The sequence below is a fragment of the Actinokineospora sp. NPDC004072 genome (genome assembly GCF_053604195.1).
In genome coordinates, this window is record NZ_JBSGHB010000004.1 from 356,035 (window position 1) to 381,502 (window position 25,468).

General features: G+C 73.3%; 22 protein-coding genes. 17 read left to right on the top strand and 5 right to left on the bottom strand.

Annotated elements, in window-relative coordinates:
* Nucleotides 1–3 precede the first annotated feature (3 nt).
* Entirely contained in the window at nucleotides 4–549 is a 546-nt protein-coding gene (locus ACWEPX_RS08830; protein ID WP_451896508.1) for a TetR/AcrR family transcriptional regulator, read from the top strand.
* Here ACWEPX_RS08830 and ACWEPX_RS08835 read toward each other — a convergent pair.
* Nucleotides 526–1,269, bottom strand: a complete 744-nt coding sequence (locus tag ACWEPX_RS08835) for a TetR/AcrR family transcriptional regulator (protein ID WP_451896509.1) — start codon at nucleotides 1,267–1,269, stop codon at nucleotides 526–528. The two genes, ACWEPX_RS08830 and ACWEPX_RS08835, sit on opposite strands and share 24 nt — an antisense overlap.
* 139 nt (nucleotides 1,270–1,408) lie before the next feature.
* Between ACWEPX_RS08835 and ACWEPX_RS08840 the strand changes: the two genes are divergently transcribed.
* The 3 genes from ACWEPX_RS08840 (at nucleotide 1,409) to ACWEPX_RS08850 (ending at nucleotide 5,055) form a co-directional block, all read left to right on the top strand.
* A complete protein-coding gene (locus ACWEPX_RS08840) occupies nucleotides 1,409–3,523 on the top strand; it encodes an MMPL family transporter (protein WP_451896510.1) in 2,115 nt (704 codons plus the stop codon).
* Nucleotides 3,524–3,748: 225 nt separating this feature from the next.
* A complete protein-coding gene (locus tag ACWEPX_RS08845; RefSeq protein WP_451896511.1) occupies nucleotides 3,749–4,600 on the top strand; it encodes a ribokinase in 852 nt (283 codons plus the stop codon).
* Nucleotides 4,582–5,055, top strand: coding sequence for a Pycsar system effector family protein (locus ACWEPX_RS08850; RefSeq protein ID WP_451896512.1), 474 nt, complete (start codon nucleotides 4,582–4,584; stop codon nucleotides 5,053–5,055). Before ACWEPX_RS08845 ends, ACWEPX_RS08850 begins: the two co-directional genes overlap by 19 nt.
* Before the next feature lie 9 nt (nucleotides 5,056–5,064).
* Here the strand turns inward: ACWEPX_RS08850 and leuS are convergent, their stop codons facing one another.
* Nucleotides 5,065–7,875 carry a leucine--tRNA ligase gene (gene leuS / locus ACWEPX_RS08855; RefSeq protein WP_451896513.1) on the bottom strand — a complete coding sequence of 937 codons (2,811 nt, stop codon included), beginning with the start codon at nucleotides 7,873–7,875 and terminating at the stop codon, nucleotides 5,065–5,067.
* 182 nt (nucleotides 7,876–8,057) lie between these two features.
* Between leuS and ACWEPX_RS08860 the strand changes: the two genes are divergently transcribed.
* Nucleotides 8,058–8,456: an SdpI family protein gene (locus ACWEPX_RS08860; protein WP_451896514.1), complete on the top strand. Its 399-nt coding sequence runs from the start codon at nucleotides 8,058–8,060 to the stop codon at nucleotides 8,454–8,456.
* A 9-nt stretch (nucleotides 8,457–8,465) separates the two neighbouring features.
* Here ACWEPX_RS08860 and ACWEPX_RS08865 read toward each other — a convergent pair whose 3' ends face one another.
* Entirely contained in the window at nucleotides 8,466–9,047 is a 582-nt protein-coding gene (locus tag ACWEPX_RS08865) for a YqgE/AlgH family protein (RefSeq protein ID WP_451896515.1), read from the bottom strand.
* Between the two features lie 310 nt (nucleotides 9,048–9,357).
* Here ACWEPX_RS08865 and ACWEPX_RS08870 point away from each other — a divergent pair, with 310 nt between their 5' ends.
* Nucleotides 9,358–10,581, top strand: a complete 1,224-nt coding sequence (locus ACWEPX_RS08870) for an MFS transporter (RefSeq protein ID WP_451896541.1) — start codon at nucleotides 9,358–9,360, stop codon at nucleotides 10,579–10,581.
* On the opposite strand, the gene ACWEPX_RS08875 is transcribed toward ACWEPX_RS08870, so the two are convergent.
* Nucleotides 10,498–11,961, bottom strand: a complete 1,464-nt coding sequence (locus tag ACWEPX_RS08875; protein ID WP_451896542.1) for a CCA tRNA nucleotidyltransferase — start codon at nucleotides 11,959–11,961, stop codon at nucleotides 10,498–10,500. The two genes, ACWEPX_RS08870 and ACWEPX_RS08875, sit on opposite strands and share 84 nt — an antisense overlap.
* Before the next feature lie 114 nt (nucleotides 11,962–12,075).
* Between ACWEPX_RS08875 and ACWEPX_RS08880 the strand changes: the two genes are divergently transcribed.
* The 9 genes from ACWEPX_RS08880 to ACWEPX_RS08920 all read left to right on the top strand — a co-directional run bounded on the left by ACWEPX_RS08880 (nucleotide 12,076) and on the right by ACWEPX_RS08920 (nucleotide 22,218).
* Nucleotides 12,076–12,618 carry an NUDIX hydrolase gene (locus ACWEPX_RS08880; protein WP_451896516.1) on the top strand — a complete coding sequence of 181 codons (543 nt, stop codon included), beginning with the start codon at nucleotides 12,076–12,078 and terminating at the stop codon, nucleotides 12,616–12,618.
* Nucleotides 12,615–14,813 (top strand): DUF6049 family protein, encoded by a 2,199-nt coding sequence (locus ACWEPX_RS08885; RefSeq protein ID WP_451896517.1) that lies wholly within the window; start codon nucleotides 12,615–12,617, stop codon nucleotides 14,811–14,813. Before ACWEPX_RS08880 ends, ACWEPX_RS08885 begins: the two co-directional genes overlap by 4 nt.
* 17 nt (nucleotides 14,814–14,830) lie before the next feature.
* Nucleotides 14,831–16,450, top strand: coding sequence for a murein biosynthesis integral membrane protein MurJ (gene murJ, locus ACWEPX_RS08890; RefSeq protein WP_451896518.1), 1,620 nt, complete (start codon nucleotides 14,831–14,833; stop codon nucleotides 16,448–16,450).
* A 72-nt stretch (nucleotides 16,451–16,522) separates the two neighbouring features.
* A complete protein-coding gene (locus ACWEPX_RS08895) occupies nucleotides 16,523–18,082 on the top strand; it encodes a protein kinase family protein (RefSeq protein WP_451896519.1) in 1,560 nt (519 codons plus the stop codon).
* Nucleotides 18,083–18,116: 34 nt separating this feature from the next.
* Entirely contained in the window at nucleotides 18,117–18,743 is a 627-nt protein-coding gene (gene sigM / locus ACWEPX_RS08900) for an RNA polymerase sigma factor SigM (RefSeq protein WP_451896520.1), read from the top strand.
* Nucleotides 18,740–19,477 (top strand): hypothetical protein, encoded by a 738-nt coding sequence (locus tag ACWEPX_RS08905; protein WP_451896521.1) that lies wholly within the window; start codon nucleotides 18,740–18,742, stop codon nucleotides 19,475–19,477. Before sigM ends, ACWEPX_RS08905 begins: the two co-directional genes overlap by 4 nt.
* A 119-nt stretch (nucleotides 19,478–19,596) precedes the next feature.
* Nucleotides 19,597–20,583 carry a thioredoxin-disulfide reductase gene (gene trxB, locus ACWEPX_RS08910; RefSeq protein ID WP_451896522.1) on the top strand — a complete coding sequence of 329 codons (987 nt, stop codon included), beginning with the start codon at nucleotides 19,597–19,599 and terminating at the stop codon, nucleotides 20,581–20,583.
* 14 nt (nucleotides 20,584–20,597) lie between these two features.
* A complete protein-coding gene (trxA, locus tag ACWEPX_RS08915; protein ID WP_451896523.1) occupies nucleotides 20,598–20,921 on the top strand; it encodes a thioredoxin in 324 nt (107 codons plus the stop codon).
* A 160-nt stretch (nucleotides 20,922–21,081) separates the two neighbouring features.
* Nucleotides 21,082–22,218, top strand: coding sequence for an N-acetylmuramoyl-L-alanine amidase (locus ACWEPX_RS08920; protein WP_451896524.1), 1,137 nt, complete (start codon nucleotides 21,082–21,084; stop codon nucleotides 22,216–22,218).
* 3 nt (nucleotides 22,219–22,221) lie between these two features.
* Here the strand turns inward: ACWEPX_RS08920 and ACWEPX_RS08925 are convergent, their stop codons facing one another.
* Entirely contained in the window at nucleotides 22,222–22,851 is a 630-nt protein-coding gene (locus ACWEPX_RS08925; RefSeq protein WP_451896525.1) for a GNAT family N-acetyltransferase, read from the bottom strand.
* A gap of 135 nt (nucleotides 22,852–22,986) precedes the next feature.
* Between ACWEPX_RS08925 and ACWEPX_RS08930 the strand changes: the two genes are divergently transcribed.
* Nucleotides 22,987–24,318 carry an aminotransferase-like domain-containing protein gene (locus ACWEPX_RS08930; protein WP_451896526.1) on the top strand — a complete coding sequence of 444 codons (1,332 nt, stop codon included), beginning with the start codon at nucleotides 22,987–22,989 and terminating at the stop codon, nucleotides 24,316–24,318.
* Between the two features lie 12 nt (nucleotides 24,319–24,330).
* Nucleotides 24,331–25,293, top strand: coding sequence for a D-alanine--D-alanine ligase family protein (locus tag ACWEPX_RS08935; RefSeq protein WP_451896527.1), 963 nt, complete (start codon nucleotides 24,331–24,333; stop codon nucleotides 25,291–25,293).
* The last annotated feature ends 175 nt before the right edge of the window (nucleotides 25,294–25,468 follow it).

The window sequence follows — 25,468 nt, forward strand, 5'->3', positions numbered from 1 at the left end:
CTCATGCAGGTAAATCGGCGCGAGCAGATCGCGCGCGCGGCGATCGGGGTCATCGGGGAGCACGGGTTCGCCCAGTGCACGTTCAAGCGGATCACCGAGGCGGCCGGGCTGAGCAGCACGCGGCTGGTCTCCTACCACTTCCAGGACAAGAACGAGCTGCTCATGACCCTGCTGACGATCACCATCGGCCGCGCCGACGAGCTGATGAACGAGCGGGTCGGCCAGACCGGCGACCGGGTGGAGATGCTGCGCGGGTACATCGAGTCGCAGGTGGACCTGCTGCGGCTGCACCCGGCCTACGCGCGCACGATCGTCGAGATCGGCCAGCACGTGCCGGAGTTCGCGCCGGTGCTGCGGGACTTCCGGCTGGGCAGGCTGGAGCGCCAGCTCGCCCAGGGCAAGGCCGAGGGCGTCTTCGGCGACATCGACGTCACCGTCACCGCCCAGTCCATCCGCTCGGCCATCGAGGGCGCGACCGAGCACCCGGAGCGGGACATGGCCGATTACGGCCGGGCGCTGGCCGCGCTATTCGTCAAAGCCGTCACCTAGGCCGACCTCGCGCAGCAGGTCGGCCAGCATCGACTCGAACAGCGGCTCGGGGTCGCTGACCGGGAACGGGAACTGGCCGAAGACCTCCAGCGCGACCTGCCCGTAGAGCCGCACCCAGGCCTGCAGCATCACGTACGCGGTGCCGATACCCAGCCGCTCCTCGGGCACCTCGACCCCGGACTCGGCGATCACCCGCATCAACTCGACCCGGAACTCGGCGAGGTCGGCCACCAGCTCCCGCGGCACCTCGCGGTCCTGGGGCACGACCAGCGGGCCGCTGGCCAGCACGCCGCCCGCCACGGACAGGAAGATCCGGCCGAAGGAGTCCATCGGCACGTCGGAGCCGCCCGGCCCGGCCGGGCAGTGCGAGGTCGCCTCCGCCGGGGAGGCGAAGACCAGGACGAACTCCTGCGGGTGGGCCAGCGCCCAGCGGCGGAAGCCGCGGCAGACGGCCATGACCTGGCCGCGGCGGTCGTCGTCGGCGAGCTGGGCGAGGTCGTCGGCCAGCTCGCGGGCCAGGTCCTCGCAGACGTCGGAGCGCAGGTGCTCGATCAGGTCGTCGTGCGAGGCGTAGTAGCGGTAGAGGGCGGGGGCGGTGATGCCCATCTCTCGGGCGATCGCCCGGAGCGTGACCGCCTGCGGACCGTCGCGCACCAGCAGCGCGCGGGCGTGGGCGCGGATCGCCCGATCGGTGTCCGCTCGCCGTGTGGCCTGCGTCATGGGTTACTCCACGCTCTTGTGAACGGCGTTTACTCACCCGTACGGTGGGGTAGTAGTAAACGCCGTTTACGCAATGATCCGTGCTTATCACCGTAGTCGGCGGTGGCCGGGGATGGAAACCAGCGGAGGGGACCGGGACATGTTCGCGAGGTGGGGCGCGCTGGTGCACCGGCGCCGGTGGGCGGTGCTGGTCGCCGTCCTGGTGGTCACGGTGACGGGCGGGCTGTGGGGCCTGGGGATCTTCGACAAGCTCACCCAGGGCGGCTACGAGGACCCGGGCAGCCAGTCCGCCGAGGTGAGCCGGATCATGCAGGACGCGCTCCACCAGCGCCCCGCCGACGTGGTCGTCGTCTACACCGCCCCCGGCGAGTCGGTCGACGACCCGCAGCTGGCCGCCGCGGTGACCAAGGCGCTCGACGGCCTGCCGCCGGAGCGCATCACCCAGCGCATGGACTACTGGAGCACCCAGGCGCCCACGCTCGCCAGCGCGGACAAGAAGCTCGCCCTGGCCACGATCACCCTGGCGGGCGACGACTACGACACCCGCCAGGCCAACTACCAGGCGATCAAGGACCAGCTCCCCGTCGAGGGCGTGGAGACCCGCATCGGCGGCCAGGCGCCCGTCGAGCAGGCGATGACCGAGCAGTCCAACTCCGACCTCGTCATCGCCGAGGCGATCTCCCTGCCGGTGACCCTGGTGCTGCTGGTGTTCATCTTCGGCAGCGCGGTCGCGGCGTCACTGCCCGTGCTCGTCGGCGGCCTGTCGATCCTCGGCGCGCTGGGCGTGCTGCGGGCGCTGAGCCTGGGCCTGGAGGTCAACAACTTCGCCGTCAACGTCGCCACCCTGCTCGGCCTGGGCATGGCGATCGACTACGGGCTGTTCATCGTCGGGCGCTTCCGCGAGGAGCTGGCGGGCGGGGCCGAGCCGCGCGAGGCGGTGCGGCGGACCGTCGCCACGGCCGGGCGCACCGTCGCGTTCTCGGCGACGCTGCTGGTCATCGCCCTGTCTGGGCTGCTGGTGTTCCCGATGGACTTCCTCAAGTCGATGGCCTACGGCGGCATGTCGGCCGTCGCCATCGCCGCGATCGTGTCGCTGACGCTGCTGCCCGCGGTGCTGGCGGTCCTCGGCCGCAACGTCGACAAGCTCGCCGTGCGCCGCGCCCCGACCGGCGAGCCGCGCTGGCTGGGCCGCGTCGCCGACGCGGTGATGAAGCGGCCGGTGTGGTTCGCCGCGCCGATCGTCGCCGTGCTCGTCGTGCTCGCCCTGCCCTTCGGCGACGTGCGCTTCGGCGGCTACGACGTCAAGCAGCTCCCGCCGGGCGACCCCAACCGGGTCACCGCCGAGGTGATCGCCGAGCAGTTCCCCGGCGCCAGCGACAACACCGCCGAGGTCGTCCTGCGCGGGGCGGACCAAGCCGACGCCGAGCGGTTCGTCGTGGCCGCCAAGCAGGTGCCCGGGGTGGTCGACGTGGTGCCGACCGGCGCGGCTGGCGACATCTTCGCCTTCGCCGCGCCGCTGGCGGGGGAGTCGTCGTCGGACGCCGCGCGCGATGCCATTGACGGATTGCGGGCGGTTGCCTCCGACGCCGAAGTGCTGGTCGGCGGGTATCCGGCGATGGTCGCCGACAGCGTGGACGCCATCGTCGACCAGGTGCCGTGGATGATCGCGATCCTGGTCGGGGCGACGCTGGTGCTGATGTTCCTGGCGTTCGGGTCCATCCTGCTGCCGGTCAAGGCCGTGGTGATGAGCGCGCTGAGCTTGTCGGCGACCTTCGGCGTGCTGGTGTTCGTCTTCCAGCAGGGCCACTTCGCCGACGCGCTCGGGGTCACCCCGCAGCCGGCGCAGGCCGGGATGATGGTGCTCATCGGCGCGGTCGTGTTCGGCCTGTCAACCGACTACGAGACGTTCCTGCTCTCGCGGATGGTCGAGGCGCGGGCGCACGGGATGAGCACGCCGGACGCCGTGCGTGCCGGGCTGGTCCGCACCGGCCGCATGATCACCGCGGCGGCGCTGCTGCTGGGCGTGGTGACCGGGGCGTTTGCGATGTCGTCGCTGGCGAGCATGCGCTTCATCGGCGCGGGCATGATCGTGGCGCTGCTGCTGGACGCGACCGTGGTCCGCATGCTGCTGGTCCCGGCCGTGCTGCGACTGCTCGGCGACGCCTCCTGGTGGGCGCCCCGTGGCCTGCGGCGGCTGCAGGAGCGGGCCGGGCTCTCCGAGGTGGAGGCCCCGCGCGCGCTGGAGCGGGTGTAGGCGCCACCGGCGCCGATCGCTCGGGGGGCTACGCGACCGACGCCGGTGACCAGTGCCGGCCGTGGCCCCCTGGCCCTGGCCGGCGCCCAGGGCGTCGCCGCCCTGGGGTCACCCGCGGAGCGCCCGGCTGCGGGCCTCCGCGAAACGTTGACGTTGATTGTGGCACTCGGGAGCCGTGCGACTACCCATTCGTTCACACTTGCGCACGATCGTTTCCGCATCCTGATGGAGGTCCGCGTGGCTCCAGTGGTCGCCGTGCTCGGCTCCGCCAACGCCGATCTGGTCGTCGACGTCCCCCGCCGCCCGGGCGGCGGGGAGACCGTTCTCGGCTCTGACGTGCGCGTTCTCCCCGGCGGGAAGGGCGCGAACACGGCCGTGGCCGCGGCCCGCCTCGGCGCGTCGGTGGTCTTCATCGGCGCGGTCGGGGCCGACGGGCACGGGTCTCTGCTGCGCTCGTCGTTGACAACGGCCGGTGTCGACGTCAGCCGCCTGCGGACCGTCGAGCGGCCGACGGGGGCCGCGTTCATCACCGTCACCGCGGACGGGGAGAACTCGATCGTGGTGTCGCCGGGGGCCAACGCGGCGCTCACCCCCGCCGACGTCGACCTCACCGGCGCGGCCGTCCTGGTCGCCTCGCTGGAGGTGCCGATCCCGGTCGTGGAGCACGCGGTGGCGGCGGCGGTGGCCGCAGGCGTGCGGGCGGTGGTCAACCTCTCGCCCGTCACCGAGCTGTCGCCCGCGACGCTGGCCGGGCTCGACCCGCTGGTGGTCAACGAGCACGAGGCCGACGCCCTCGGCCCGCTGCTGGCCCTCGGCGTCCGCAGCGCGGTGATCACCCGCGGCGCGCAGGGTGCGGACGTGGTCACCGCGTCCGGGGTCGTCCGCGTCCCGGCGCCCCCGGTCACCCCGGTCGACACGACCGGCGCGGGCGACGCCTTCGCGGGCGCGCTCGCCCACCGCCTGGCAGCGGGCGACGACCTCGTCAAGGCCGCGGGCCTGGCCTGCCGTGTGGCGTCGATCTCGGTAACCCGGGCGGGCGCCCAGCCGTCCTATCCGACATGGGCCGAACTGACGTGAACGTCGCGGAACTGATGCAGGAGGAGATCGACCGGGCCGACGGCGCGATGGTGCGCACGGACACCAAGGCGGGCCTGCTGCTCGCGGTGTTCAGCACCATCACCGCCGGGCTCACCCTGCTGATGAAGGCGCCGCTGCACCCGGTCGTCATCATCGCCCTGGCGATCGCCGCCGCCCTGTTCGGCACGGCGGTGCTGCTCCTGCTGTGGACCATCCGCCCGCACCTGGCGGGCAGCCCCCTGCTGCTCTACGGCGGCATGACGGCCAAGCAGGTCAAGCAGCACCTCGCCGAACGCGCCCGCGACCAGGAGACCTGGCGCGGCGAACGCCTCACCACCGTCGCCCGCCTGGCCACCCGCAAGTTCCGCCTGGTCCGCCGGGCGACCACCCTCATCGCGCTGGCCCTGGTCGTGATGGTCGCCGCCGCCGTCCTGGGCCTGGTGCTCAAGCCCTGATCGCGCCGCTCACAGCACCACGTTCACCAGGCGGCCCGGGACGACGATCAGCTTCTTCGGGGTGGCGGCGCCGACCAGGGCGGCGACCTTCTCCTCGGCCAGGGCCGCGGACTTGATCTCCTCCTGGGTGGCCGACGCGGCGACGGTGATGCGGCCGCGGACCTTGCCGTTGACCTGGACGGGGTACTCGACGGTGTCCTCGACCAGGTACTTCTCGTCGGCGACCGGGAACGGGCCGTGGGCCAGGGACCCGGGGTGGCCCAGGCGCGACCACAGCTCCTCGGCGATGTGCGGGCACATCGGGGCCAGCAGCTGCACCAGCGCCTCGGCGACCACCCTGGGGCAGCCCGCGCCGTGGTGCTTGGTGATGTGGTTGGTCAGCTCGATCAGCTTCGCGCCCGCGGTGTTGTAGCGCAGGTTCGAGTAGTCCTCGTGCACGCCGGCGATCGTCTTGTGCAGCAGGCGCAGGGTGGGCTCGTCCACCTCGCCGTCGACCACGCGCAGGGCGCCGGTCTCCTCGTCGACGACCGCGCGCCACAGGCGCTGCAGGAAGCGCTGGGCGCCGACGACGTCCTTGGTCGCCCACGGGCGGGAGACGTCCATCGGGCCCATCGACATCTCGTACAGCCGGAAGGTGTCGGCCCCGTACAGGTCGCACATCTCGTCGGGGGTGACGACGTTCTTCAGGCTCTTGCCCATCTTCCCGTACTCCTGGAACACCTCGGTGTCCCCGTGGAAGAACCGGCCGTCGCGCTCGACCACCTCGGCGGCCGGGACGTACACCCCGCGGGCGTCGGCGTAGGCGTAGGCCTGGATGTAGCCCTGGTTGAACAGCCTGCGGTAGGGCTCGTCGCCGGTGACGTGGCCCAGGTCGAACAGGACCTTCTGCCAGAACCGGGCGTACAGCAGGTGCAGCACCGCGTGCTCGACGCCGCCGACGTACAGGTCGACGCCGCCGGGGTCGGTCGCGCCGTGCTCCTTGGGGCGCGGGCCCAGCCAGTACCGCTCGTTCTCGGGGGCGCAGAAGTGCTCGGCGTCGTAGGGGTCGACGTAGCGCAGCTGGTACCAGCACGACCCCGCCCAGTTGGGCATGGTGTTGGTGTCGCGCCGGTAGGTGCGCGGGCCGTCGCCCAGGTCCAGCTCGACCTCGACCCAGTCGCGCGCCTTCGACAGCGGCGGGGACGGCTCGGTGTCGGCGTCCTCGGGGTCGTAGGTGGTGGGGGAGTAGTCGTCGACCTCGGGCAGCTCGACCGGCAGCATCGACTCCGGCAGCGCGATGGGGGTGCCCTCCTCGTCGTAGACGATCGGGAACGGCTCGCCCCAGTAGCGCTGCCGGGAGAACAGCCAGTCGCGCAGCTTGTACTGGACGGTGCCGCGGCCGTGGCCGTGCTCCTCCAGCCAGCCGATGACGGCCTTCTTCGCGTCGGCGATGTCCAGCCCGTCCAGGAATCCGGAGTTGATGGCCGGGCCGTCGCCGGTGTAGGCCTCGCCGTCGAAGCCGTCGGCGGGCTGCACGGTGCGGATGATCGGCAGGCCGAAGGCGGTGGCGAAGTCCCAGTCGCGCTGGTCCTGGCCGGGCACGGCCATGATCGCGCCGGTGCCGTAGCCCATCAGCACGTAGTCGGCGATGAAGACCGGGATCGACGCGCCGTTGACCGGGTTGACCGCGTGGGCCCCGGTGAACACGCCGGTCTTGTCCTTGTTCTCCTGCCGGTCCAGCTCCGACTTCATCGACGCCGCGCGCCGGTAGGCCGCGATCGCCTCGGCCGGGGTCGCCGCGCCGCCGGTCCACCGGGGGTCGACGTCGGCGGGCCAGCTCGCGCCCGCGATCTCGTCGACCAGCGGGTGCTCGGGGGCCAGGACCATGTACGTCGCGCCGAACAGGGTGTCGGGCCGGGTGGTGAACACCTCGATGGCCGACTCGCCGCAGGCGAACCGGACGCGCGCGCCGTGCGAGCGGCCGATCCAGTTGCGCTGCATGGACTTGACCTTCTCCGGCCAGTCCAGCCGCTCCAGGTCGTCGATCAGCCGGTCGGCGTAGGCGGTGATCCGCATCATCCACTGGCGCAGGTTCTTGCGGAACACCGGGAAGTTGCCGCGCTCGGAGCGCCCGTCGGCGGTGACCTCCTCGTTGGAGATCACCGTGCCCAGGCCGGGCACCCAGTTCACCGGCGCGTCGGACAGGTAGACCAGCCGGTGCTCGTTCAGCAGCGCCTGCCGCTCGGCGTGCGACAGCTCGGCCCACGGGCGCCCGTCCGGGGTGGGGCGCTCGCCGGTGACGAACTGCGCGGCCAGCTCGGCGATCGGGCGGGCCCGGCCCGCCTCGGGGTCGTACCAGGAGTTGAAGATCTGCAGGAAGATCCACTGGGTCCAGCGGTAGTAGGCCGGGTCGATGGTGGAGATCCGCCGCCGGTCGTCGTGGCCCAGGCCCAGCCTGCGGATCTGCCGCAGGTAGGTCTCGATGTTGTCCTCTGTGGTCTTGCGCGGGTGCTGCCCGGTCTGCACGGCGTACTGCTCGGCGGGCAGGCCGAAGGCGTCGAAGCCCATCGTGTGCAGGACGTTGCGGCCGTTCATCCGGTGGTAGCGCGCGTAGACGTCGGTGCCGATGAAGCCCAGCGGGTGCCCGACGTGCAGGCCCGCGCCCGACGGGTACGGGAACATGTCCTGCACGAACAGCTTGTCGGCGGGCACCGGCCCGGCCAGCTCGCCGACCGGGTTGGGCGCGTGGAACGTGCCGTCTGCGGCCCAGCGGTCCTGCCAGCGGCGCTCGATCTCGGCGGCCATGGCCGCGGTGTAGCGGTGGGCGGGCTCGTCGCTCATCAGTGGGTTCCTTCCTGCTCCCGGGACTGCAAAACAAAACCCCCCAGCCCGAAGGGCGTGGAGGGTCGCCGTGCTCACCGATGCCGGTCGGTCAGCACGGCCCACTAAGGAGCAGGTGCCCGGTGCTCATGGCCCCTAGGGTAGCGCAGGGGTGATGGCGGGCACGACCTACTATCGGTGGCGTGACTCTGCTGCCGCTCGCCCCCCTGCTGGCCGGTGCCGCCCTGCTCGTCGTCGGCGTCCTCGGCCTCACCGGGCGGCTGCCGCGCAACCGCTTCGCGGGCGTGCGCACCGCGGCGACCCTGCGCGACGACGACGCCTTCCGGCTCGGCAACAAGGTCGCGGGCCTGCCCATCGCCGCGGCCGGGGCCGTCGGCGTGCTCGGCGCGGTCGCGGGCTGGCTGATGCCCAACCCGATCCTGGCCTGCGTGCTCGCCCTGGTCGGCCTGCTCGCGCTGACCGCGGGCGGCGGCCTCCTCGGCCACCGCGCGGCCGCGGCGCTGCCCGAGCCGGAGCCGGAGCTGCCCGCCGGCTGCAAGGGCTGCCAGTGCGGCGGCTGCGGGGTCTTCCAGCGCGCCTAGTCCTCGCGCCTAGTTCTGCCGGACGTCGCCCGGGTGGGTGGCCAGCAGGGCCAGCGGCATGCCCTGGCGGCGCAGCACCCGGCCCCAGAGGTCCTGGGTCGGCGGGGCCAGCACGTCGGCGGGCAGGGCGGGCACCACGATCCAGTCGCCGCGGTCGATCTCGCCTGCGAGCTGGCCGACCTCCCAGCCGGAGTAGCCCGCGAACACCCGCACCCCGCGCAGCTTCGGCACCAGCGGCTCCGGGTCGGCGTCGAGGTCGACCAGCGCGACCGGGCCGCGCACGCCGATGAGCCCGCGGACCCCGTCGACGGTCTCGCCGGTGCGCATGGCGGCCAGGCACAGCGCCGTCTTCTGCTCGACGGGGCCGCCCACGAAGACCGACCCGGGGTCGGTCACGTGCGGGCCCCACGACGGGAGCACCTCGCCGACGGGCACCTCGCTGGGCCGGTTGAGGACGACGCCCAGCGTGCCCTCGCCGCGGTGGTCGATGACGAACACGACCGTGCGGCGGAAGTTCTGGTCGAGCAGGCTCGGCGCGGCGACCAGCAGCGTTCCCGGCTCGACGGACACCTCGGACGACACGGTCGACATGATCCCATCCGGGCCGGGACCGCCACGACGGAGCCGGGGGAACATTCCGCCGGGCTCGGTCGTTGTAAAGGACGGTCGACGCCACCGTGTCCCCCGGGCTCAACCACAACTGCCTTAGTGGAATACCGCTCGGCTGGAGCCACTCTGCGCAAACCGCCGTGAGGCGACCGGGCGTCGGCCGCGGCGGGCGGCTTCCCAGCTGGGAGCCGCCCGCTCGCCTCTTCCCGGGCACGTAGGCTGGCTCTCCGTGAGTACGCGGGCCTCGGCCACGGGCCATGAGCACCACCACGACCGGATCGGGCCGCGGCGGATGCTCGCCTTCCCCGGGTTCCGCAGGCTGCTGCTGAGCCGCTTCGCCGCCCAGTGGGGCGACGGGCTGTTCCAGGCGGGCCTGGCGGGCGCGGTGCTGTTCAACCCCGAGCGCCAGGCCGACCCGCTGGCCATCGCCGCGGGCTTCGCCGCGCTGCTGCTGCCGTACTCGGTGGTCGGCCCGTTCGCAGGCGCGCTGCTGGACCGCTGGGACCGCCGCCGCGTGCTGGTGGCCGCCAACCTGCTGCGCGGGGTCATGGTCGTGGTGACCGCCGTGTGCGTGGTCGCGGGCGGCAGCGGGACCACCCTGTTCACCCTCGCCCTGGTCGTGGTCGGGATCAGCCGGTTCGTCGGCTCCGGGCTCTCGGCGGCGCTGCCGCACGTGGTGCCCGTGCGCAACCTGGTCGAGGCCAACGCCATCGCCACGACCCTGGGCGCGGTCGTCGCCGTGATCGGCGGGGGCTGCGCGGTCGGCCTGCGCGCCCTGCTGGGCGACGGCGACACCGGCTCCGGGCTGACCACCGCGGTCGCCGTCGTCGGGTCGGCGGTCGCCGCCGTCGTGGCGGGCCGGTTCCCGCGCAACGCCCTCGGACCGGACGCGGTCGACGAGCCCGCGCAGACGCTGGTGGCCGTCGCCCGCGGCCTCTTCGACGGCGGCCGGGTCGCCGTGCGGACCCCGACCGTGCTCGCCGGGTTCGTCGCCCTGCTCGCCCACCGCGCGGTCTTCGGCGTGCTCCTGCTGCTGACCGTGCTGCTCGTCCGGTTCGAGTTCGACGCCGGGCTGGGCGGGCTCGGCCAGGTCGCCGGGGTCTTCGGCGTCGGGGTGCTGATCGCCGGGCTGACCACCGCGCGCATCGTGGCCGAGGCCGGGCGGCGGCGCACGGTGGGCGCGGCGCTGGTCGTCGGCGCGGCCGCCATCCTCGCCCTCGGCCTGCCGATGACGATGTGGACCACCCTCGCCGCCGCGTTCGCCGTCTCCTTCGTCGGGCAGGTCGTCAAGCTGTGCGTCGACGCCGCGGTGCAGCGCGACATCGGCGACGAGAGCCGCGGCCGGGTCTTCGCCCTCTACGACACCCTGTTCAACGTCACCCAGGTCGTCTCGCTGGCGCTGGCCGCGCTGGTGGTGGCCCCGGACGGGGTCTCACCCGGCCTGGTCGTCACCGCCGCGGTCGTCTACCTGCTCGGCCTCGGCGGCTTCGCCGTCGCCAGCCGCGGGCACCGGTAGCCCGCGCTCGGCGGCCCAGGCGTAGAGCGCGGCGACGGCCTCGTCGCGGCCCAGCGGCCCGGCGTCCATGCGCAGCTCCTTCAGGTGCCGCCACGCCTCGCCGACCAGCGGGCCGGGGGCCAGGCCGAGCAGCCGCATGATCTCGTTGCCGTCGATGTCGGGCCGCACGCGCGCCAGGTCCTCCTCGGCGGCGATGCGGGCGATGCGCTCCTCCAGGCCGTCGTAGGTGCGCTGGAGCATGTTGGCCTTGCGCTTGTTGCGCGTGGTGCAATCGGCGCGGACGAGCTTGTGCAGCCGGGGCAGCAGGTCGCCCGCGTCGGTGACGTAGCGGCGCACGGCCGAGTCGGTCCACTCGCCCTTGCCGTAGCCGTGGAAGCGCAGGTGGAGGAACACCAGCCGGGCGACGTCCTCGACGACCTCCTTCGAGTACCGCAGGGCGCGCAAGCGCTTGCGTGCCATCTTCGCGCCCACGACCTCGTGGTGGTGGAAGCTGACGCCGCCGCCGGGCAGGTGCCTGCGGGTGTCCGGCTTGCCGATGTCGTGCAGCAGCGCGGCCAGCCGCAGCACCAGGTCGGGCCCGTCCTCCTCCAGGTCGACGGCCTGCTCCAGGACGACGAGGGAGTGCTCGTAGACGTCCTTGTGCTGGTGGTGCTCGTCGATCTCCAGCCGCAGCGCCGGGATCTCGGGCAGCACGTGGGCGGCCAGACCGGTGTCGACCAGCAGCTCGATCCCCCCGCGCGGGTCGTCGCCGCAGAGCAGCTTGGAGATCTCCACCTGGACCCGCTCCGCGGTGATCCGGGTGATCTCGGCGCTCATCGCCGTCATCGCGGCGACCACGCGCGGCGCGGGGACGAAGCACAGCTGGCTGATGAACCGCGCCGCCCGCAGCATCCGCAGCGGGTCGTCGGCGAAGGACTCCTCCGGGGTCGCGGGGGTGTCCAGCACCCGGCTCTCCAGCGCGGCCCGCCCGCCGTGCGGGTCGATGAGTTCCTTTGTCGACAAGTCGACGGCCATCGCGTTGACGGTGAAGTCCCGGCGCACCAGGTCGCCCTCGATGGTGTCGCCGAAGCGGACCTCGGGGTTGCGCGAGACGCGGTCGTAGGCGTCGGCGCGGAAGGTGGTGATCTCGCAGGTCTGCCCCGCCTTGGCCACCCCCACGGTGCCGAAGGCGATGCCGGTGTCCCACACCCCGTCGGCCCAGCCCCTGACCAGCGCCATGACCTGCTCGGGACGGGCGTCGGTGGTGAAGTCCAGGTCGGTGCCCAGCCTGCCGAGCAGCGCGTCGCGCACGCTCCCGCCGACCAGGTACAGCCGGTGGCCCGCGGCGGCGAAGCGGGCCGCGAGCTCGTCGACTACGGGGTTGGCGGTCAGCAGGTCCATCACGGGCTCGGCGTGGGCGGCGGGCGAACTTGACACAAGAGTCGAGGGTATCGGCCCTGGCAGCCGGTTTCCGCCCCGGTCTCGCACTGCGCCATTCGCATTACCATCGGTGGGGTGCCCCCGTCGTCCGGCAGGTCCCGCGGTGCCCGGTCCGGGCGCCGCTCCCGCGGGCGCAGGCTGCGCACCGTGGACGAGACCTCCGCGGGCGGCATGGTCGTCGACGCCCTCCGCCACCGGGTTGCCCTGATCGGGCGACTGGACCGGCGCGGGCGGCTGCTGTGGTCGCTGCCCAAGGGCCACATCGAGGCGGGGGAGACCCCGGAGCAGACCGCCGTCCGCGAGATCGCCGAGGAGACCGGCATCGACGGCGAGGTCGTGCGGCCGCTGGGCACCATCGACTACTGGTTCATCGCCGACGGCAGCAAGCGCGTGCACAAGACCGTGCACCACTTCCTGCTGGTCGCCCGCTCCTACGAGCTGTCGGACGAGGACGTGGAGGTCAGCGAGGTGGCCTGGGTCGACCTCGCCGACCTCGACGCCCGCCTGGCCTACGCCGACGAGCGGCGTTTGGTCCGCAAGGCGCGCCAACTACTCTCCGAGCAGCCCCTCGCCTCCGGTCCCGACCGGGACCTGTCCCCGCATGGAGAGTCCCCGTGACCGCTCGCCTGCGCCGCGGCGCCGCCGCGGTGGCAGCCGCCCTGGCCGCGCTGGCCACCACCGCGTTCGCCGCGGAGGCCACGGCCCAACCCGGGTCGAGCAGGCTCCGCGTCGAGATCGACACGCTGTCCCCGCGCGTGGTGCAGTCCTCCGCGCGGACGCTGACCGTCACCGGCACGCTCACCAACACCGGCGACCGCGCCATCTCCGAGGTCGACCTGCGCGTGCAGCGCGGCGACGTGCTCGGCACCGAGGCGGGCCTGCGCGAGGCGATCACCGACCCGTCGCTGACCTCGGCGCTCAACCGGCCCGCGCGCACCTCGCGGTTCCAGGAGGTCTCCCCGCACCTGGAGCAGGGGGCGAGCGTGGACTTCCGGGTGACCGTCGACCTGGTGGCCGACCTGGGGATCGACCGGCCGGGGGTCTACCCGCTGGCGCTCAACCTCAACGGCGTGCCCGACTTCGGCAGCACCGAGCGGCTGGGCTCGCTGAGCACCCTGCTGCCGGTGCTGTCGGTCCCCGGCGGCGACGGCGTGGACCCGCCCGCCAAGCCCACCCCGCTGACCGTGCTCTGGCCGCTGGTGGACGAGCCGCGGCTGGTCGAGGGCGCCCTGGGCAGCGGGCCCGCCGTGCTGTCCGACGACGACCTCGCCGCGTCGCTGGCCGTGGGCGGGCGGCTCTACACCCTGCTCGACGCCGTGCGCGCCGCCGCGGAGGCCGACCCGGCGATCCTGCGCTCGCTGTGCTTCGCCATCGACCCCGACCTGCTGACCACCGTCGCGTCGATGTCCGACGGCTACCGCGTCCGCACCGGCGACGGCCTGGTCGACGGCCGCGGCGCGACCACCGCCGAGCTGTGGCTGACCACGCTGCGCGAGCTGGCCTCGGGCCAGTGCGTCGTCGCCCTGCCCTACGCCGACGCCGACCTCGCCGCGCTCTCCCGCGCCGACACCACCGCGCTGCAGTCCCTGGCGCTGGGCGCGCCCGGGGTGACCTTCGACGAGCGCGGCCAGGCCAGGACGACCGCCGACATCGTCAAGTCCGTCATGAACGCCACCGCCGTCGAGGGCGCGGTCTGGCCCGCGGGCGGCACGGTGGACGAGCGCACCCGCGCCGACCTGGCCGCGCACCGGCCGACCACGCTGCTGGTCGACAGCACCCGGCTGACCGGGGCCACCGGGTCGGCCCCCTTCGAGCTGGCGGGCGACCAGCGCGCCATCCCCTACGACGGGCTCATCGCCCAGTCCCTCGAACCGCGGCTGCGCACCGCGGACGCGAGCGTGGCCACCTCGTCGGTGCAGAACGGGCTGTCGGCGCTGGTCTTCCGCGGCGGCATCGCCGCGACCCCGGAGCCGGTGCTGGTCGCCCCGCCGCGGCGGTGGCGGGCCGACGCCGAGGACCTCTCGGTCTTCCTCGGCACGGTCCGCGCGCTCTCCGCGCAGCGGTTCACCGCGCCCCTGGCCCTGCCCGCGCTGGTGTCGGGCAAGGCCAACGGCACCGCCTCGGGCCTGGAGTACGGCGCCCAGGACGCCGCCGCCGAGATCCCGGCCCCGACCACCGCGCGCATCGGCAAGGCCGACCGGGTGCAGCGCGAGCTGGTCGACAAGGTGCTGTTCGAGGACGCCACCAAGCAGGTCACCCCGCAGGCGCTGCTGGCGCCGCTGCGCCGCGGCCTGCTCCGCGCCGCGTCCACCGCCTGGCGCAGCGACCCCGACCAGGCCAGGCAGGCGGCCGCCCAGGTCGCCGACGGCCTGCAGACCGTGCTCGACCAGGTGTCGGTCACCGACCCGGGCAGGCCGCTGTCGCTGGCCTCCCAGGACAGCCCGCTGCCGGTCTACATCACCAACAAGCTGCCGGTCGAGGTGCTGGCGAAGATCAACGTCGGGACGACCCCCGGCCTGCGGCCGCAGGAGGACACCCTCGTCCGCATCCCGGCCAACGCCGCCATCCCGCGCTACCTGCCCACCGAGGTCACCCGGTCCGGCCGGTTCGTGGTCAACGTCTGGCTGACCACGCAGAGCGGCACCGAGCTGGGCGGCACCTCCCGGGTGGAGCTGAACTCGACCTCGTTCGGCAGCATCATCCTGATCGTCACCGGCACGGCGGCCGGTGCGCTGGTGCTGCTGGTCGGGCTGCGGCTGGTGCGTAGGCTGCGGACGGCCAAGGCCGCGGACTCCGCCGGGGCCGACCTTTGACCCGAGCGGGAGCGGGCGTGCAGCAGGGCGGCGAGCAGCCGAAGACACCGTCGCTGGCCCGCGCCAGCGGCGGCATGGCGGTGGCCACGCTGATCAGCCGGATCACCGGGTTCGGCTGGAAGGTGCTGCTGACCGCGATCGTCGGCTTCGGCACGGTCCAGGACTCCTTCACCGTCGCCAACACGCTGCCGAACGTGGTGTTCGAGCTGCTGCTCGGCGGCGTGCTCGCCAGCGTCGTCGTCCCGCTGCTGGTCCGCTCCCAGGACGACCCGGACGGCGGCCAGGACTACATGAACCGGCTGCTCACCGTCGGCCTGACCGGCCTGGCGGTCGGCACCCTGCTGGCCATCGCCGCCGCGCCGCTGTTCACCCGGCTCTACATCGACGACTCCACCGGCCAGGCGAACCCGGAGCTGACCACCGCCTTCGCCTACCTGCTGCTGCCGGAGATCTTCTTCTACGGCCTGTTCGCCCTGCTCAGCGCGATCCTGCAGGCCCGGCACGTGTTCGGCCCCACCGCGTGGGCCCCGGTGCTGAACAACGTCGTCATCATGGCGACGCTGGTGCTCTACACGCTGGTGCCCGGCGAGATCTCCCTCGACCCGGTCGAGATGGGCAACCCCAAGCTGCTCGTGCTCGGCATCGGGGTCACGATGGGCATCGTCGTGCAGTCGGTGGTGCTGATCCCGGCCCTGCGGCGCATCGACTTCCGCTACCGCTGGACCTGGGGCCTGGACGCCCGGCTCAAGGAGTTCGGCGGCCTGGCCCTGTGGGTGCTGGGCTACGTCGCCGTCAGCCAGATCGGCGTGGTGATCACCCAGCGGGTGCTGACCGCGGGCGAGCAGGGCGGCGTGTCGATCTACGCCAACGCCTGGCTGCTGTTCCAGCTCCCGTACGGCGTCATCGGCGTCTCCCTGCTGACCGCGATCCTGCCCCGGATGAGCAAGTCCGCCGCGCGCGGGGACACCGCCGCGGTGATCGACGACCTGTCCACCGGCAGCAGGCTCTCGGCCGTGCTGCTCGTGCCGATCAGCGCGGTGCTCACCGTGGCGGGCGCGGCCGTGGGCGTGGCCCTGTTCAGCCTCGGCGAGCCCAGCGTCGCCGACGGCAAGCGGCTCGGCGTCGCCCTGGCGTTCTCCGCGTTCGGCCTGCTCCCGTACGCGCTGGTCATGCTGCAGCTGCGGGTGTTCTACGCGATGAAGGACGCGCGCACCCCGACCCTGATCATGATCGGGATGACCGCGGCCAAGATCCCGATGCTGTACCTGTGCGGCTGGGCGCTCGCCCCGGAGAACGTGGTCATCGGCGTGATGCTGGTCAACTCGCTGACCTACGTCCTCGGCGCCGTCGCGGGCCAGATGTGGCTGTGGGTCCGGCTGGGCCACCTGCGCAACAAGAAGATCGTCTCGCTGATCGCCAAGACCGTGCTCGCCGGCGCGGTCGGCATGGGCGCGGCCTGGCTGGCCGCCGAGCTCGTGGTGCCCGGCGGCGTCGAGGGCACCGGCTCGGCGTGGGTGACCCTGATCGTGCAGAGCTTGGTCGCCTTCGCGGTCGCCTTCGGCGCGCTCGCCCTGCTCAAGGTGCCCGAGCTCAAGCCCGCCACCGCGCGAATCACCCGTCTGGTCCGCCGCGGCTGATCAGCGCGTCACCAAGGGCGCGCCGGATTCCCGTACGCTCGGGCGCGGGAGCGTACGGCAGGAGCGAGCAGGGTGACGACGAGGCGATCCGAGGTGCCCACGGGCGGGGAAGCCGCAGGCAGGCGAGCCGCGCCAGCCGTGCTCCTGCCCGGCGCGCTCGTCGGCGAGGGCCGCTACCGGCTGCTGGCCCAGTTCGGCGCCGAGCCCCGCTCCGGCGTGCAGTTCTGGCGCGCCCGCGACGGCCAGCTCCGCCGCGACGTCGCCCTGACCCTGCTCGCCGGGCCGCCCGGCGACCCGGCCGCGGCCGACCGGGCCCGGCGCGTGCTGGACCGCGCCGCGCACACCGCCCGCCTCGACCACCCGGGCACCGCCCGGGTCCTCGACATCGTCCCCGCGGGCGCCGGGCTCGACCCGCGCGAAGGCGTCCTCGGCATGGTCGTGGCCGACTGGTCGGCCGGGACCGACCTGCTCGACGTGATCGCCGAGCACCCGCTGCCGCCGGGGACGGCGGCCCGGCTGCTCGAACCGCTCACCGCCGCCGTCGACCAGGCCCACCACATCGGCCTGGTGCTGGGCATCGACCACCCGCAGCGGGTGCGGGTCACCCCCGAGGGCCAGCTGCGGCTGGCCTTCCCCGGCCCGCCCGCGGCCGCGGGCCTGCGCGACGACGTGCGCGGCCTCGGCGCGATCCTCTACCTGCTGCTCACCGGCCGCTGGCCGCTGCCCGGCGGCCCCGAGGGCGTGCCGCCTGCGCCGCGCGGCCCCGACGGCGCGATCCTGCCGCCGGGCGCGCTGTTCCCGTACATCCCGCTGGAGCTGTCGGTGGCCGCGGTGCGCTGCCTGGCCGACGACGCCCACGGCGGCATCCGCACGGCCGCGGCCCTGCTGCAGGTGCTGGAGCGGGCCAGGCTGGCCGAGGACCAGACCCAGCGGCTGGTCGCGCTGCAGGAGGACTACGACGACGACGGCGCCGTCTGGACCACCCGCCCGCCGACCAACGACAAGGCCCAGCGGCGCAAGCTGGCCATCGGCGTCACCGCGCTGGCCGTGGCCACCGTCGGCGTGCTGGCCTGGGTCGGCATGCAGCTGATCAGCTTCTTCGACGACAGCGGCCCGGTCGGCGGCCCGACGATCACCGCGACCGCCCCCGGCAACACCACCGCGGCCAGCGGCGCGCCCGCCCCCAAGCCGGTCGTGCCCGCCGGGCCGATCCGGCCCGCGGGCATCGAGGTCTTCAGCGTCGGCGGCACCCCGGACAACCCGCGCCGGGCCAACCGCGCCGTCGACGGCGACCCCGCCACGGGCTGGCGCACCGACACCTACCGCGAGCAGTTCCCCGCGCTCAAGCCCGGCGTCGGGCTGATGGCCTCCTTCGCCGAGCCGGTCTCGCTGGCCGAGGTGGTCATCGACTCGCCCAGCGACGGCACCGTCGTGGAGATCCGCAGCGCCCCGTCCGAGCAGCCCGACCTGGCCGAGACCAAGGTCATCGGCAAGGCGACGCTGCGGGCGGGCCAGACGAAGCTGCAGCTCGACCGGACCGAGCCGACCCAGCACGTGCTGGTGTGGATCAGCGCGCTGGCCGAGGGCAACCGCTCGGAGCTCAGCGAGATCGGGTTCATCCGGGCGCAGTGACCGCGTGGTTGACCACCACCGTTACATTGTCCGCGTGACCGCCGCAGCCAGCTCGGACGCCGACCTCATCGCGGCGCATGCCGCCGGTGACCCGCGCGCGTTCACCGAACTGGTCCGCAGGCACCGCGACCGGCTGTGGGCGGTGGCGCTGCGCACGCTGCGCGACCCCGAGGAGGCCGCCGACGCGCTGCAGGAGGCGTTCATCTCCGCCTTCCGCGCCGCCGGGTCCTTCCGCGCGGAGTCGCAGGTGACGACGTGGCTGCACCGCATCGTGGTCAACGCCTGCCTGGACCGCGTGCGCAGGCGCAACGCCCGCCCGACCGTCCCGCTGCCCGAGGCCGGGCCCGGCGAGCCGGTCAGCCCGCGCGACGCGATGGCCGACCGGGAGACCCAGCTGGTGGTGCAGCGGGCGCTGGCCGAGCTGTCGGAGGACCAGCGGCTGCCCATCCTGCTCGTCGACGTCGAGGGCTACTCCGTCGCCGAGACCGCCCAGCTGCTCGGCATCGCCGAGGGCACGGTCAAGAGCCGCTGCGCCCGCGGCCGGGCGAAGCTGGCGAAATCGCTCGGACATCTGCGGAACCCCGGTGCAGATGCGAACGTCCCAGGTGGCGCTGGAGAGTGGCGAGGCGTTCCGGACGGGCGCCACGGGGAGGGACGATGACGGACAAGATTCGGGGCAGCATCGGCCCCGACGGCCCGCCGTGGTCCGTGGACCTGCTGGCCGACCTGCATGCGGGCGTGCTGGAGCCGCGCCGGGCCGCCGACATCGGGGCCCGCGCGGGCGCCGACCCGGAGGCCCGCGCGGTGCTCGCCGCGCTGGACGCCGTGCGTGCCGGCCTCGGCGCGCTGCGTGAGGCCCCCGCCCCGCCCATGCCCGAGCAGTTCGCCGCCCGGCTCGACGCCGCGCTGGCCGAGGAGGCCCGCCGCGCCTTCGCCGCCCCGCAGACCCCGCCGGGCGGGGCTCCGGTGGTCGACCTGGCCGCCGCGCGGCGCAAGCGCGGCCGGATGGCGGCCTGGGGCGTCGGCGTGCTCACCGCGGCGGCCGCCGCCGTGGCCGTGACGTTCGCCGCGCTGCCCACCAACACCCCCGGCACCGGCGTGGCCGCGCCGACGACCACCGCGGGCGGCGGGGCCACCGCCGCCCCGCCGCTGGCCGTCGCCCCGGAGGACATCGGCGCCTTCGACTACGGCCCGCTCGGCGACGAGGCGGGCCTGGACCGCTGCCTGGACGCCAACGGCATCGACCCCAAGACCGAGCTGCTCGGCGTGCGGCCGGTGACCGTGGAGGGCCGATCGGGCGTGATGGCCATCATGCTCGGCGACAAGCCCGCCCAGTTCCGGGTGCTCGTCGTCACCGCCGACTGCAAAGCCCTGTTCAACGGGACCATCAACTGATCCCACTCCGTGGGCGGGCATGGGTGAGTGGCAGAGGGCGCCGGAACAACAGCGCCATACCATCGCGTTGACATGAGTGCGTCCGGACGACCCGTCCGGGCCGAGGCGATGGAGGGCGAATGTCTGCGCAGATCCGCAACCTGATCATCATCGGGTCCGGACCGGCCGGCTACACCGCCGCCGTGTACGCGGCTCGCGCGCAGCTGAACCCGCTGGTCTTCGAGGGCTCGCAGTTCGGCGGCGCGCTGATGACCACCACCGAGGTGGAGAACTTCCCCGGCTTCCGCGACGGCATCATGGGCCCGGACCTGATGGAGCAGATGCGCGCCCAGGCCGAGCGCTTCGGCGCCGAGCTGCGCCCCGAGGACGTCGAGTCGGTCGACCTGGCCGGCCCGGTGAAGGTGGTCGAGGCCAACGGCGTGCGGTACGAGGCCAAGGCCGTCGTGCTGGCGATGGGCGCGGCCGCGCGCTACCTCAACGTCCCCGGTGAGCAGGAGCTGCTGGGGCGCGGGGTCTCGGCGTGCGCGACCTGCGACGGCTTCTTCTTCCGCGACCAGGACATCGCGGTCGTCGGCGGCGGCGACTCGGCGATGGAGGAGGCGACCTTCCTCACCCGCTTCGCCAAGTCCGTGACGATCGTGCACCGGCGCGAGGAGTTCCGCGCCTCCAAGATCATGCTGGAGCGCGCCCGGGCCAACGAGAAGATCAGGTGGCGGCTCAACACCGCCATCGACGAGGTGGTCGGCGACCAGAAGGTCACCGGGCTCAAGGTGCGCGACACCGTGACCGGCGAGACCGACCAGCTCGACGTCACCGGCTTCTTCGTGGCCATCGGCCACGACCCGCGCAGCGCCCTGGTCAAGGGCCAGGTCGACCTCGACGAGGACGGCTACGTCATCACCAAGGGCAGCACGACCTACACCAACCTCGACGGCGTGTTCGCCGCTGGGGACCTGGTCGACCGCACCTACCGGCAGGCCATCACCGCGGCGGGCTCGGGCTGCTCGGCGGCCATCGACGCCGAGCGCTGGCTGGCCGAGCACGGCACCGAGGAAGCCGAGATGGCCACCGAGCTGGTCGGCGGCGGCTACGGCAAGAGCGACTGAACAGGAGACACCGAATGGCAGGCAACACGGTCACCGTCACCGCCGACTCGTTCGACGCGGACGTGATCAGCAGCGGCAAGCGCGTCCTGGTCGACTTCTGGGCGACCTGGTGCGGGCCGTGCCGCATGGTCGCCCCGGTGCTCGAGGAGATCGCCCGCGACCACGCCGACAAGATCACCATCGCCAAGCTCGACATCGACCAGCACCCCGGCATCGCCCGCGACTACCAGGTGATGTCCGTGCCGACCATGATCCTCTTCGAGGGCGGCAAGCCGGTGAAGACGATCGTCGGCGCCAAGCCGAAGGCGGCCCTGCTCAACGATCTCGGCCTCGCCTGAGCACCCCGACCCGGACCCGGGGTCCCCGCGGCTGCCCGACAGCCCGCGGCGGGCCCCGGGTCCGCTCGTGCGCCGTGACCGATCGCGTCCGGATCGGGACGGCAAGGCAGAATGGGCCACTGTCAGCATTGGGGCACCACCGATTCGAGAGCGAGGGTCCATGCGGGTACTCCGCCGCGGCGACACGGGCCAGGCCGTTGCCGAGGTCCGCTCCACGCTCGTCGCGCTGGGTTTGGCCACCCCCGCCCAGCAGGCGGACGTCTTCGACGACCAACTGGAGCAAGCCGTCCGCGCGTTCCAGCAGCGCCGCGGCCTGATCACCGACGGCATCGTCGGTCCCGCGACCTACCGGGCCCTGCGCGACGCCACCTACTCCCTGGGCGGGCGGCCGCTGGCCTTCCTGGTCTCCGCCCCGCTCACCGGCGACGACGTGCTGACCCTGCAGGAGCGCCTGCTGGAGCTGGGCTACGACGCGGGCCGCTCCAACGGGGTCTTCGGCGCGCAGACCGAGGCCGCGCTGCGCAACTTCCAGCGCGACTACGGCCTGACCGTCGACGGCATCTGCGGGCCGCAGACCGTGCGCGCCCTGCGCCAGCTCTCCCCGCGCGCCCGCGGCGGCCGCCCGGTGCTGCTGCGCGAGCAGGAGCGGGTGCGCCGGGCCGGGCCGCGGCTGCGCGGCAAGCGCATCGTGATCGACCCCGGCCACGGCGGCGACGACCCCGGCCTGGCCATCGGCGGGGTGTGCGAGGCCGACCTGATGTGGGACCTGGCCACCCGGCTGGAGGGCAAGATGGTCGCCACCGGCATGGAGGCGCTGCTCTCCCGCGGCCCCGACCAGTGCCCGGACGAGGCCGACCGCGCCCACTTCGCCAACGACACCGGCGCCGACCTGGTGCTGTCGCTGCACACCGACGGCAACCGCTCCCCGCACGCCCAGGGCGTGGCCGCCTTCCACTTCGGCACCGGCAACGGCGCCACCTCCACCCTCGGCGAGGCGATGGCCGGGCTGATCCAGCGCGAGCTGGTGATGCGCACCGGCATGCGCAACTGCGGCAGCCACCCCAAGACCTGGGACCTGCTGCGGCTGACCCGCTGCCCCGCGGTGCGCATCGAGATCGGCTACCTGACCAACGAGGAGGACCGGCGCAGGCTCACCGAGCCCGCGTTCCGCGACGTCGTGGCCGAGGGCATCCTGGTCGCGGTCAAGCGGCTGTACCTGCTCGGGCAGAACGACCAGCCGACCGGCACGTTCACCTTCGCCGACGTGCTCGCCCACGAGCTGGCGAAGGCGGAGTAGCGCCTACCGCTGCATCGCCGGGGTGCCGACGGTGCTGATGGTGACCGTGCCCAGGAGGCGTTCGAGGGCGGCCTCGACGTCCTCCTTCCAGGTGATGGCCGAGCGCAGCTCCAGCCGCAGCCGGGGCCACCGCGGGTGCGGGCGGACGGTCTTGAACCCGACGCTGGTCAGGAACGCCGCGGGGACCACGCAGCTGTGGTCCTCGTCGGGGTCCATGTCGCCGAAGGCCTCGATGGCGCGCACGCCGCGGCGGGTCAGGTCCTTGGCCACCGACTGCACCAGCAGCCTGCCCAGGCCGCCCTTGCGGAACTCGGGGAGCACGTGGAACCCGGTCAGCACGACGGCGTCCGGGCTGATGGGGGAGGTGGGGAACGCCGAGGCGCGGGGGACGGCGTTGGGCGGGGCGTAGAGGACGAAGCCGACGGGGAGCTTGTCGCTGTAGACGATGCGGCCGCAGGAGCCCCACTCCAGCAGGACGCTGGAGACCCAGGCCTCCTTCTCCAGCTCCGTGGTGCCGAACTCCTCGGCCTGCTGCTTCAGGTGCGGCGCGAGCTCCCAGTACACGCAGGACCGGCACTGCTTAGGCAGATGCTCCAGGTTGTCCAGCGTGACGCCGACGATGCGTCGCGACACCCAACCTCCCCCGCCCGAGTTCTCCCTACCGAGACAGGATAGGGCGATGTGACCTGGGCCGGAACCGCGGACGCGATTATCCGGCCGACGTCACCCCTCCGGTTACACTCGGACGACGCGACCAGAGGAGCGCCAGTGAGCGGACCATCGACGCCGCGGGAGCAGCCGCCCGAGCGGAGCGGGGCGCGCAGCCTCGACCCGCACCTGAGCCGCTACGCCGCCCGCGCGGAGGGCATGACGGCATCCGAGGTGCGCGCGCTGTTCGCGGTGGCGAGCAGGCCCGAGGTGGTGTCGCTGGCAGGCGGCATGCCCAACCTGGCCGCGCTGCCGCTGGAGTCGCTGTCGCAGCAGATGGCGGCCATCATCGCCGAGGAGGGCATGACCGCCCTGCAGTACGGCTCCGCGCACGGCGTGCCGCTGCTGCGCGAGCAGATCTGCGAGGTCATGGCCCTGGAGGGCGTGCACGGGCACCCGGACGACCTGGTGGTGACCGTCGGCTCGCAGATGGCGCTGGACCTGGTCACCCGCATCTTCTGCGACCCGGGCGACGTGGTGCTGGCCGAGGGCCCGTCGTACGTGGGCGCGCTGGGCACCTTCGCCTCCTACCAGGCCGACGTCCGGCACGTCGCCATGGACGAGCAGGGGCTCATCCCGGCCGCGCTGGAGGAGGCCATCGCCGCGGTGGCGGCGGCGGGCAAGCGGGTCAAGTTCCTCTACACGATCCCCAACTTCCAGAACCCCGCAGGCGTGACCCTCGCGGTGCCGCGGCGCGCGGAGATCCTGGACATCTGCCTGCGCCACGGCGTGCTGGTCATCGAGGACAACCCGTACGGCCTGCTCGGCTTCGACGGTCAGATCTACCCGGCGCTGCGGTCGATGGACCGCGACAACGTGATCTACCTGGGCTCCTTCTCGAAAACGTTTGCGTCCGGTCTGCGCGTGGGCTGGGCGCTGGCCCCGCACGCGGTGCGGGAGAAGCTGGTGCTGGCCGCGGAGTCCGCCGCGCTGTGCCCGCCCACGCTGAACCAGCTCGTCGTGTCGCGCTACCTGGCCACCCACGACTGGAAGGGCCAGATCAAGTCGTTCCAGACGATGTACCGCGAGCGCCGGGACGCGCTGCTGGCGGGCTTGGAGCAGCACATGCCGCCGGGCTGCACGTGGACGCGCCCCGACGGCGGCTTCTTCGTCTGGCTGACCGTGCCCGAGGGCATCGACACCAAGGCCATGCAGCCGCGCGCGGTCACCGCCCGGGTGGCGTACGTGCCGGGCACCGGCTTCTACGCCGACGGCTTCGGCAGCAGGCAGATGCGCCTGTCGTTCTGCTACCCGCCGCCGGAGCGGATCACCGAGGGCGTCCGCAGGCTGGCCACCGTGCTGGCCGAGGAGCTGGAGCTGCTGCGCACCTTCGGCCCCGCCGGCCGCCGCACGCTGTCGGGTTCGCAGACCCCGTCGCCCGACACCCACTAGAGGGAGCTTCTCGTGTCCGACCGCTGGGTGACCGTCCTGGCCGGTGGGCTGTCGCACGAACGCGACGTGTCGCTGCGCTCGGGCAGGCGCGTGTCCGCGGCCCTGCGCTCGGCCGGGGTGATGGTGGAGGAGTGGGACGCCGACGCCGCCCTGCTGCCGCGCCTGCGCGAGCACCGCCCGGACGCGGTCGTCGTCGCGCTGCACGGCGGCGAGGGGGAGAACGGCTCCATCCAGACGATCCTGGAGCTGCTCGGCATCCCGTACGTGGGCACCGACGCCGACGCCTGCCGCCGCGCCTGGGACAAGCCCACCGCCAAGGCCGAACTGGCCCGCGCGGGCCTGCTGACCCCCGATTGGGTGGTCCTGCCGCACAGCACCTTCCGCGAACTCGGCGCCCAACCGGTCCTCGACGCGATGGTCGAGCGCCTCGGCCTGCCGATGATGCTCAAGCCCGACCAGGGCGGCTCCGCCCTCGGCGCCCAGGTCGTCCGCGACGCCGCCGACCTCCCCACCGCGATGGTCGGCTGCCTCGCCTACAGCGACACCGTCCTGGCCGAGCGCTACATCGAGGGCACCGAGGTCGCCATCACCGTCATCGACACCCCCGACGGCCCCCACGCCCTCCCCGCGGTCGAGATCACCGCCCACAACGGCGTCTACGACTACACGGCCCGCTACACCGCAGGCCTCACCGAATTCCACGCCCCAGCCCGCCTCCCGGCCACCACCGCCGCCAAGGTCGCCGACCTGGCCCTCTCCGCCCACCGCCTCCTCGGCCTGCGCGACATCTCCCGCACCGACGCCGTGATCGACCACCACGGCCAAGTGCACTTCCTAGAGGTCAACCTCTCCCCAGGCCTCACGGAAACCTCCCTGGTCCCCATGGCCGTAGAAGCCGCAGGCCGCTCCCTAGGCGAAATCTACGCAACCCTCGTCGACCGAGCCGTCACCCGCACCCAGAACCAGAACCTTTAATCAGCAGCGGCACAGGCACCAAGCAACGCGCCACCCCCCACACCAGGAACACGCCCACCACCGAACCGCAACGCGCCCCGCCAAGCCTGTCCGATGGGGTGGACTCGCATTCGCGGGGAGCGAAACGCCGCTAAACTCGCGAGGGCGTGAACGGGCTCCGCCCGCCTTCACCGCC